Raw genomic sequence first — 8,435 nt, forward strand, 5'->3', positions numbered from 1 at the left:
ACCCCACCCCGCACCCCGCAGCTCCGGGGCAGCGGGCCACGCACCACGACGGTCACCACCGGATGCAGGCCCCGCAGCCCTCGGCAGCCGGGGGAGGAGCACCGTCCGTCCGTCTGCCCGTCCACCCCGGCCGTTGTCACTCCTGCCGTCGAAAGGAACTCTTCACGTGGCAGCCCCTCATCCGCCCCGCACCGACCACGACTGGTGGCGGGACGCCGTCATCTACCAGGTGTACCCCCGCAGTTTCGCCGACGGCGACGGTGACGGCATCGGGGACCTCGCGGGCGCCCGGGCACGCCTGTCCCACCTCGCCGACCTCGGCGTCGACGCCGTCTGGTTCACCCCCTGGTACGCCTCCCCGATGGTCGACGGCGGCTACGACGTCGCCGACTACCGGGCCATCGACCCGGCATTCGGCACCCTGGAGGAGGCCGAGAAACTCATCGCCCAGGCCGCCGAGTTGGGCATCCGCGTCATCGTCGACATCGTCCCCAACCATGTCTCCGACCAGCACCCCTGGTTCCGCGCCGCCGTCGAGGCCGGACCGGGAAGCCCCGAACGCGAACGCTTCCACTTCCGGCCGGGCCGCGGTGAGCACGGTGAACTCCCGCCCAACGACTGGCCCTCCCAGTTCTCCGGCCCCACCTGGACACGGGTCCCCGACGGCGAGTGGTACCTCCATCTGTTCACCCCCGAACAACCCGACCTGAACTGGGACCACCCCGACGTCCGGCGGGAGCACGAGGAGATCCTCCGCTTCTGGTTCGAACGCGGCGTCGCCGGCGTACGCATCGACTCCGCCGCCCTGCTCGTGAAGGACCCCGCCCTCGCCGACTTCCGCGAGGGCATCGACCCGCACCCGTACATCGACCAGGACGGCCTCCACGACATCTACCGCTCCTGGCGGGCCATCGCCGACGAGTACGGCGCCGTCTTCGTCGGCGAGGTCTGGCTGCCCGACGCCGAACGCTTCGCCCGCTATCTGCGCCCCGACGAACTGCACACCGCCTTCAACTTCTCCTTCCTCACCTGCCCCTGGGAGCCCCACCGGCTGCGCGCCGCCATCGACGACACCCTCGCCGAGCTCGCCCCCGTCGGAGCCCCCGCCACCTGGGTGCTCTGCAACCACGACGTCACCCGCACGGTCACCCGCTACGGCCGTGAGGACACCGCGTTCGACTTCGCCACGAAAGCCTTCGGCACCCCCACGGACCTCGAACTCGGCACCCGCCGCGCCCGCGCCGCCGCCCTGCTCACCCTCGCCCTGCCCGGCTCCGTCTACCTGTACCAGGGCGAGGAACTCGGCCTGCCCGAGGCCGAGGTGCCGCGCGACCGCATCCAGGACCCGATGCACTTCCGCAGCGGCGGCACCGACCCCGGCCGAGACGGCTGCCGCATCCCGCTGCCCTGGAACGCCGACGCACCCCACGCCGGTTTCGGCTCCCGGGACGAACCCTGGCTGCCGCAGCCCGCCGACTGGGCGCGGTACGCCGTCGACCGGCAGAGCGAGGACCCCGACTCCATGCTCAGCCTCTACCGGCGCGCCCTGCTCCTGCGCCGAACCGAGGAGGGCTTCGGCGACGGTCCCCTGACCTGGCTCCCGGCACCGGAGGGAGTCCTCGCTTTCACCCGACCGCACGGCCTGGTCTGCGTCGTCAACCTGTCCGGCACGCCCGCCGAACTCCCGCCGCACCGGCGGCTGCTGCTGAGCAGCGGCCCGCTCACGTCCGACGGCAGGCTTCCCGCGGACACGGCGGTCTGGCTGCGCGACTGACCACCCCCGGCCCGGCGGGGCGCCACCCACGGTCGCCCCGTCGGGCCACACGGTGCCCGGCCGGGCCGTGCCCCGGACCCGCGCCGTTCCCTTGAAGGAGCTCCCGCCCCGGCGAGGCGACCTGTGCCGGCCACGGCCACCTCCGAGCCTGACCACGGCCACGTCCGAAGCCGGCCGCGCCCCGGCGTCCGAGCCCTGGCCGGGACCCTGCCGGGTGAGCGCCCGGAGCGTCAGGAGAGCCAGCCCGTCGCCGGGTGCAGTTCGGGTTCCGGCTCGGTGGGGCTCATCTGCCGCAGATCCTGCCGGGCGAGCGTCACCAGCTGCCGGCCGAGGTCGCTCATGGCGCGGCCCGCCGCCAGCTCGTCGCCGATCTCCGGCACGTTCTCGTCGGCGGGGTTGCGCTGGGCGACTCCGTGACCGGACAGGGACGCGTGACCGGTGTCCAGGACGACCTCGGCTTTGGTCGTGCCGGTCTCGTCCTCGACGAGGCGCAGGTGGACCTGCCATTCCGTGGTGTGCGCCATCGCTTCCTCCTCATCCCGCTGCCGTCGGCCGGGTCCGGGATGCCGGCCGCCCTCCGGCAACCGTTGACGCCAGCGTATCCGGGCATCGCGGGCCCCGCCGTGGAACGGCGGGCGCCGGGGGAGGGCCTCGGTGAGGCGCGGTCGACGACATGAGGGAAAATGGTTGCCTGAAGTAATCAGATTCGCAGGAAAGGTCCTCATGCCGCAGCTGACCGTCACCTACTCCAGAGAACTGGACGGGACCTTCGACCGGGCAGCGCTGATCGAGGAGCTGCATCCGCTCGTCGTCCGGGAGTCCGGCACCCGGGGTGTGTGCAAGACGGTGCTGCGGCCGGAGGAGACCTGGGTGGGCGACGGGCCGGGCGGGCGCACGCCGCTGCTCCATGTGGAGGTGGGGCTCATGCCGGGCCGGTCAGAGGCGGTGAAAGCCCACCTGTCGGAGAGCGTTCTGGCCCTGCTGACCCGGCATGTGCCCGAAGCGGCGATCGCGTCGGTGGAGGTACGGGACCTGGCCCCCTCCTACCGCCTGTTCCCCTCCACCGGCCGTGGCCCCGCCCGGGAGCCGCGCCGCGCCGCGGCTACGCCGCCGGCCACCCTCCGTACGGCACGGTGATCAGCTCCATCGCATGCCCCGCCGGGTCCATGAAGTAGACCCCGCGACCCCCGTCGTTGTGGTTGATCGCGCCCGGCTGCCGCCGGAACGGGTCGGCGTAGTGCTCGATGCCGCGCTCCTTGATCCTGGCGTACGCCGCGTCGAACACCTCCTCCGAGACCAGAAAGGCGTAGTGCTGCGGGGTGATGCTCTCGGCGGGAACGGTGGCGAAATCCAGCGTGACGCCGTTGGCGAGGGTGACCGCCACGAACGGGCCCCACTCCCCTGAGATCTCCAGGTCCAGCAGCTCCGCGAAGAACCGCGCGGACTCCCGGTTGTCGCGGGAGTGGACGATGGTGTGGTTGAACTCGACCGACAAGGAATGCCTCCAGGGCACATCCCGGCACCTCCATGCCTCACCCTGCCGGTGACCGGCACGCGATGCCACGTTGATCGTAACCACGTCCCAGGCGCCGCCGACAAGCGCTTTCCGGCCGGTCTGCGCCGGGATCGTGCCGGACACCGCCCCCCGCCCAGCATGCCGCGCACCCCGCTCTCCCGGTGGCCGAGAGCGGGTGACGGTCACGCCCGTATGGAAGCGTCCGCCCCGGATCCGGCCGACGTCCCGGACGCGGCCGTCCCGCTCGACTCGGGCTCCTTGCCGAAGTACGTCCAGGCGAGCGCGCCCAGGATCGGCGCCCACAGCATGACCAGCAGCCACACCGGCTTGGGCAGGCGGCGGATCCGGGCCGACGGGGTGCGCACGCACTCGATCAGCGAGTGGACGTACATCACGGCCAGCAGCGCGAGCAGAACGAACGTCAGCCATTCCAGCATCGGGGTGCCCCTCCTCTTCTCCAGCACCCACCGGCGTCGCGGGGACGCCCTCGGGCGGTCTTCGGTCGGTGACCGCTCACCGAACTCACCCCTTCATCGGACGAGGCCCTCCGATCGGTTCACGGTGGGCCGGGAAATCTTTTCCGGAGCGCATCCGCTGACGCCGGCACGGGCGGCCGGCGCGGTGGTCGGCGGTGCCGGACGGCCGGTGGCCCGCCTCCTGCCCCGTACGACGAGCCGCCCTTCGCGCACACCCCGCTCCGCACCGGTTCACCCATGCCCACCCACACCCGCGAGGGCCTCCAGCAGCGGTCCGTGCAGTGCCGGGCCCGCCGCGAGGAAGCCCGTGGCGCCCGCCGTCCACGGTCTGCCCTCCAGATCCGTCACCACCGCACCCGCTTCGCGGGCGATCAGCGCGCCCGGCAGCAGATTCGTCGCGTCGCGGCCGACCTGCCAGAAGGCGTCCAGCCGCCCGGCCGCGGTGTCGGCGATCTGCCACGAGGTCGGGCCCAGATTGCGGACGGCGGCGACCAGCGGCAGCACCGCCGTCAGCGAACGCCCCGCCGCCTCCACCACACCCGGCTGACGCGCCGGGAACGGCGGCTGGCCGGTCGCCACCACGGCCGCCCCCGGCTCCGCCTTGCCCGAGGGAACAAGGGGCCGCCCGTCGCGGGCCGCACCGCGCCCCCGGGCGGCGGCATAGGTCTCGCCGAGCAGAGGCGCGTACAGCACGGCCGCCACCGGCTCCCCGTCCCGTACCAGCGCCGTACTCACGCAGAACTGCGGAAGCCCCTGCAAGTACTGCACCGCCCCGTCGATCACGTCGACGATCCACTGCTCGCCCTCGGCCGGCGGCACGCCGCTTCCGTCCCATTCCTCCGCCCAACCCGCCCCGGGCCGCAGCCGGGCGAGCCTGCCGCGCAGCAGCGCGCCGGGCGCCGCCTCCACGGCCTCGAACGCCGCCATGCCCTCGGCGAAGGTGGCCGCCTGAGCCGGACGGGGCGTGGCCCTCAGCAGCTCTCCGGCCTCCTGCACGGCGGCCGTCATGCCGGTGAGCAGATCGTCGTACGTCATCGAGAACCTCAAGGTTTTCCCTTCCTGCGCGACCGTGGATGTCCGTGCGTGCGACACACCCAAGGACCCGGACCCGACGTGGGGCGCAGCGCACGCACCGATCCTGCGAGGCCTCGGTCGACTTCCGGCCCTCCCGCCCGCCGGAGTGAGCGATACTGCCGTCCATGACGGCGGAATCGGCGGATCAGGTGCTCGAGATGCGGGACCAGCGGCTGATCGCCGCCCTCCAGTGCGACGGCAGGCTGAGCGCCGAGCGGGCCGCGGACGTCCTCGGCATGAGCCCCCGCACGGTGCATCGCCGCTGGCAGGCACTCATCGCCGACGGCGTCTGCCGGGTCGTCGCCCTGCCCGTCCGGCCTCCGGCGGTCGGGGCGCTGCTGCTGCGCACCCGTGTGCTGGGCGCCCGGCGTGACGCACTGGCCGCCGCCCTCGCGGCCCGCGACGACGTACCGTTCATCGACCTGTCCGCCTCCGGCGACGAGATCCTCGCGGTCTCCCTCACCCGGCCCGGTACCCGCGACCACCTCGTGTTCCGCGAGCTGCCGGCCACCAGGGCCGTCACCTCGGTCAGCGCGGACACGGTCCTGCACGTGTTCTCCGAGGCCACGAACTGGCGTCACGACGTACTGACCGACGCCGAGCGCGCCGCCCTGACCCCGCCCCGGCCCGCCGTGCCCGCGCAGCCGGCTCGGACCGACGACACGGACCGCGCCGTCCTCGCCGCCCTGGCGGACGACGCCCGGGCGCCCGCCGCGGCAGTGGCCGCCCGCACCGGCCGCCCCGAATCGACCGTGCGCCGCCGTATCGCCCGCCTCGCCGCGACGGGACACCTGCGCACCCAGGTCGTCGTCGACCCGCGCCGACTGGGCCTGGCCATCGACGCCAACGTCCTGCTGCGCGTCGCCCCGGACCGGCTGGACAGCGCGGGCCGGGCCCTGGCCGCCCACCCCGCGGTCCACGGCGCGTTCGCGACCACGGGCCCGGCGAACCTCCAGGCCGCCGTATGGATGCGTGACCTGGAGGACCTCTACCGGTTCGTCAGTCGCGATCTGGCCGGACTCGGCGTGGAGACGGTGGAGACGGTGATCGTCGGCCAGGCGGTCAAACGCCCCGGCAGCCCGAGAGCCCTCACCGCATCACCACCACGGCGAACAACCGTCTGACGACACTCCCGCGCTCACATCCGCGGCATGACCTCGTAGCGGGGCCCCAGATCCGGCCGGTCGCCGCCCGCCAGTTCCGTGACCAGACGGTGGACCGTCGTCAGATCGTGCAGCAGAGCGCGGGTCTCCTCCGGTCCGAGGCCCGCCTGCGCGGCGATCTCCTCCAGGTGGACGGCCTGCCCGCCGTTGCGTTCCTGCGCCCGGGTCAGCGCCCCGAACACCCGCTCGTGCCGGTCGGACCAGTCGGCATGCTCCTGCCCCGTGACGTCCGGCGCCTCCCGCGAACCGGCCGGCCGCGGATCGGTCCCCGGCGGGCCGCCGTGCAGTCCCGCCTCACGTTCCTCGTACGCCGCACGGGCCGTCGCGGCGCGCCGTCCTGCATGGCCGTCGGTCTCGTCGTGCCCCATGTGCACTCCAACGTCGATCGCGTCCCGCCCGCATCTTCGTCCCCGCACGGGTATCCACGGCCGCCGCGGTACTCACATTCGCATCGGAATCCCGCAGAACCCCCACGCTTCCGAACCCGTGCCCCGCGCCCCGCGCCCTCGAGTGCGCGACCGCGAGTACGCTCCCGCGGAACACGCGAGCACGCTCCCGAGCACGCGCGTACGTTCCGGCAAGAACGGCGCGTACGCTGCCGCGACTCGCACGCTCCCGAACCAGCGCTCCTCCCGCGCCCCGCTCGACAGCCGCCCCCGCGGCGGCGCGAATTCCGCCGTACCCGACGCATGGTCCCCGCCCCCTCGGGTACGCGTGGCCCGATCCCGCCCGGGCCGCAGGCGCGCGGGCGGCGTACACGACCGCCGCTACCAGCCAGGGATGAGCGACATGGACACACCCGCGAACGACAACCACACCAGCCCCGCCCAGCGCGCGCTGGACACACTGGCGCACAACACGCAGGACGCCGCCGCACTGGACACGCTCGCCCAGTGCGACGTGCTGGTGCCCGTACCCGACGACGCGGTCGAGGCGGACGCCGCCGACCCGTCCGCGGTGGCCCTGCCCGTGCTGGAGCAGCCCGGCGGGCACCCGGTGGTGCCGGTGTTCACCTCCGAGCTGGAGATGGCCGGGCTGCTGCCGTACGTCTCGCGCTACCGTCTGGTGCCGCTGGGCGCACTCGCCGCGCAATGGCCGGCGGACGATCTGTCTCTGACCATCGACGCGGGCTCCTCGCACCCGCTGACGCTCACCTCCGAGGGCGTACGCACGCTGCTCGCCCGACCCTAGAGGGCCAGACCCCAGGAAACCGCGCCCTGGGAAACCCACCCCTCAGAGGCCCGCCCCGCAGAAGCACGCGGGCGCTCGACCCGACGAGAGGCGCGCCCCCGCGAGCGCCTCCCGTCCGGGGCCGCGCTCCGTCAGTCCTGTTCGCCGAGCATCCGCTCCAGCACCTCACGCTGGAGCGGCCGTACCTCGGCGTGCAGCCGACGGCCCTTGTCGGTGAGGGACACCCACACGCCGCGGCGGTCCTCGGTGCACACCGAGCGCTGCACCAGGCCCTCCTTCTCCAGACGGCCGATGAGGCGGGACAGCGCGCTCTGGCTCAGATGGACCTGTCCGACGAGGTTCTGCACGCGGCACAGGTCGCCCTCCGCGGGCGCGGCCGACGCGAGGATGTCGAGCACTTCGAAGTCGCTCGCGCCCAGGCCGTGCGGATGCAGTACGCGGTCGATCTCGCACATCGTGCGCGCGTGAACGGCGAGGATGTCCCGCCAGCGGTCCTCGAGCCGGGCGTCGGCCGTCTTCAGTGCCATGACTGCACGGTAACACCGAGGAAAACGTTTGTTGACGCCGCAACTAGCAGTGCGTGGGCGGGGCCTGCCCGACACGCGGGCGGCGGTCAGCTCGCCGTGTCCTCCAGCAGACCGACGAGGTTGCCGTCGGCGTCCTTCACGGACGCGATCAGCCGGCCGCCGCCGACCTCGCGCACGTCCTGCAGCAGCTCGGCACCGGCGTCGAGGAGGGCCGACAGACGGGTCCGGATGTCGGTCACATGCCAGTAGGGGACCGGTCCGGTCAGGCCCTGGGCGTGGCCGTTCGGGTCGAGGCCGACGTCCTGTCCGGCGTCCTTGAAACCGACGTAGTACGGCTCGTCGGCGTACGGCTCGGTCTCCAGCAGCGCCTTGAACAGGGCCTTGGCCCGGTCGAGGTCCTTGACGGGGTAGATGATCGTGGTCAGTCCGGCGGTCATGGCGGACTCCTTCCGCGTGGGGATCCGGCGAGTTCCCGCCGGTGGATCCCACGCTAGGGCCGGGGCACAGGAGGCGGCTTCTCGGATCCTGACCGGTTGCGCCACGGTCTTGCCGGCTGCGCCGGCGCTCCGGCCGGTTGCTCGACGGTTCCCGCCGGTTGCACCACGGTTGCCTCCGGTTGCCCCACGGCCGCCCGGCACCCTCGGGTGAACGCACGGCGCCCCCACCGATCCCGACCCCTGTCCCTTATACCAATTCCCGAGCCCACGAGACTAC

At 73.1% G+C, this 8,435-nt stretch carries 11 protein-coding genes; 4 read left to right on the top strand and 7 right to left on the bottom strand.

What is annotated here, in order from left to right; translation table 11 throughout:
* Positions 1-166: 166 nt before the first annotated feature.
* On the top strand, positions 167-1,774 hold the full coding sequence (locus MTQ10_RS24320; protein WP_247472296.1) for a glycoside hydrolase family 13 protein: 1,608 nt from the start codon (positions 167-169) through the stop codon (positions 1,772-1,774).
* A gap of 230 nt (positions 1,775-2,004) precedes the next feature.
* Here MTQ10_RS24320 and MTQ10_RS24325 read toward each other — a convergent pair whose 3' ends face one another.
* On the bottom strand, positions 2,005-2,298 hold the full coding sequence (locus MTQ10_RS24325; RefSeq protein WP_247472297.1) for a dsRBD fold-containing protein: 294 nt from the start codon (positions 2,296-2,298) through the stop codon (positions 2,005-2,007).
* 199 nt (positions 2,299-2,497) lie between these two features.
* On the opposite strand from MTQ10_RS24325, the gene MTQ10_RS24330 reads away from it, so the two are divergent.
* A complete protein-coding gene (locus tag MTQ10_RS24330) occupies positions 2,498-2,911 on the top strand; it encodes a 5-carboxymethyl-2-hydroxymuconate Delta-isomerase (protein ID WP_247472298.1) in 414 nt (137 codons plus the stop codon).
* Here MTQ10_RS24330 and MTQ10_RS24335 read toward each other — a convergent pair.
* The 3 genes from MTQ10_RS24335 to MTQ10_RS24345 form a co-directional block, all read right to left on the bottom strand.
* The gene (locus tag MTQ10_RS24335) at positions 2,877-3,269 is read right to left on the bottom strand and encodes a VOC family protein (RefSeq protein WP_247472299.1); all 393 of its coding nucleotides are present in this window, start codon (positions 3,267-3,269) and stop codon (positions 2,877-2,879) included. The genes MTQ10_RS24330 and MTQ10_RS24335 overlap by 35 nt on opposite strands.
* Positions 3,270-3,472: 203 nt before the next feature.
* Positions 3,473-3,727, bottom strand: a complete 255-nt coding sequence (locus tag MTQ10_RS24340) for a PLDc N-terminal domain-containing protein (RefSeq protein WP_247472300.1) — start codon at positions 3,725-3,727, stop codon at positions 3,473-3,475.
* Between the two features lie 270 nt (positions 3,728-3,997).
* Positions 3,998-4,813, bottom strand: a complete 816-nt coding sequence (locus MTQ10_RS24345; RefSeq protein ID WP_247472301.1) for an inositol monophosphatase family protein — start codon at positions 4,811-4,813, stop codon at positions 3,998-4,000.
* Between the two features lie 152 nt (positions 4,814-4,965).
* On the opposite strand from MTQ10_RS24345, the gene MTQ10_RS24350 reads away from it, so the two are divergent.
* A complete protein-coding gene (locus tag MTQ10_RS24350; RefSeq protein WP_247472302.1) occupies positions 4,966-5,964 on the top strand; it encodes an AsnC family transcriptional regulator in 999 nt (332 codons plus the stop codon).
* Between the two features lie 14 nt (positions 5,965-5,978).
* On the opposite strand, the gene MTQ10_RS24355 is transcribed toward MTQ10_RS24350, so the two are convergent.
* The gene (locus MTQ10_RS24355; protein ID WP_247472303.1) at positions 5,979-6,371 is read right to left on the bottom strand and encodes a hypothetical protein; all 393 of its coding nucleotides are present in this window, start codon (positions 6,369-6,371) and stop codon (positions 5,979-5,981) included.
* A 421-nt stretch (positions 6,372-6,792) separates the two neighbouring features.
* On the opposite strand from MTQ10_RS24355, the gene MTQ10_RS24360 reads away from it, so the two are divergent.
* Complete coding sequence (locus MTQ10_RS24360; protein ID WP_247472304.1) at positions 6,793-7,194, top strand: SseB family protein; 402 nt, start codon at positions 6,793-6,795, stop codon at positions 7,192-7,194.
* A gap of 131 nt (positions 7,195-7,325) precedes the next feature.
* Here the strand turns inward: MTQ10_RS24360 and MTQ10_RS24365 are convergent, their stop codons facing one another.
* On the bottom strand, positions 7,326-7,721 hold the full coding sequence (locus MTQ10_RS24365) for a MarR family winged helix-turn-helix transcriptional regulator (RefSeq protein WP_247472305.1): 396 nt from the start codon (positions 7,719-7,721) through the stop codon (positions 7,326-7,328).
* Positions 7,722-7,807: 86 nt separating this feature from the next.
* On the bottom strand, positions 7,808-8,158 hold the full coding sequence (locus MTQ10_RS24370; RefSeq protein ID WP_247472306.1) for a VOC family protein: 351 nt from the start codon (positions 8,156-8,158) through the stop codon (positions 7,808-7,810).
* Positions 8,159-8,435 lie beyond the last annotated feature (277 nt).

Source organism: Streptomyces sp. XM83C, from assembly GCF_023072675.1.
GTDB lineage: Bacteria > Actinomycetota > Actinomycetes > Streptomycetales > Streptomycetaceae > Streptomyces > Streptomyces thermocoprophilus.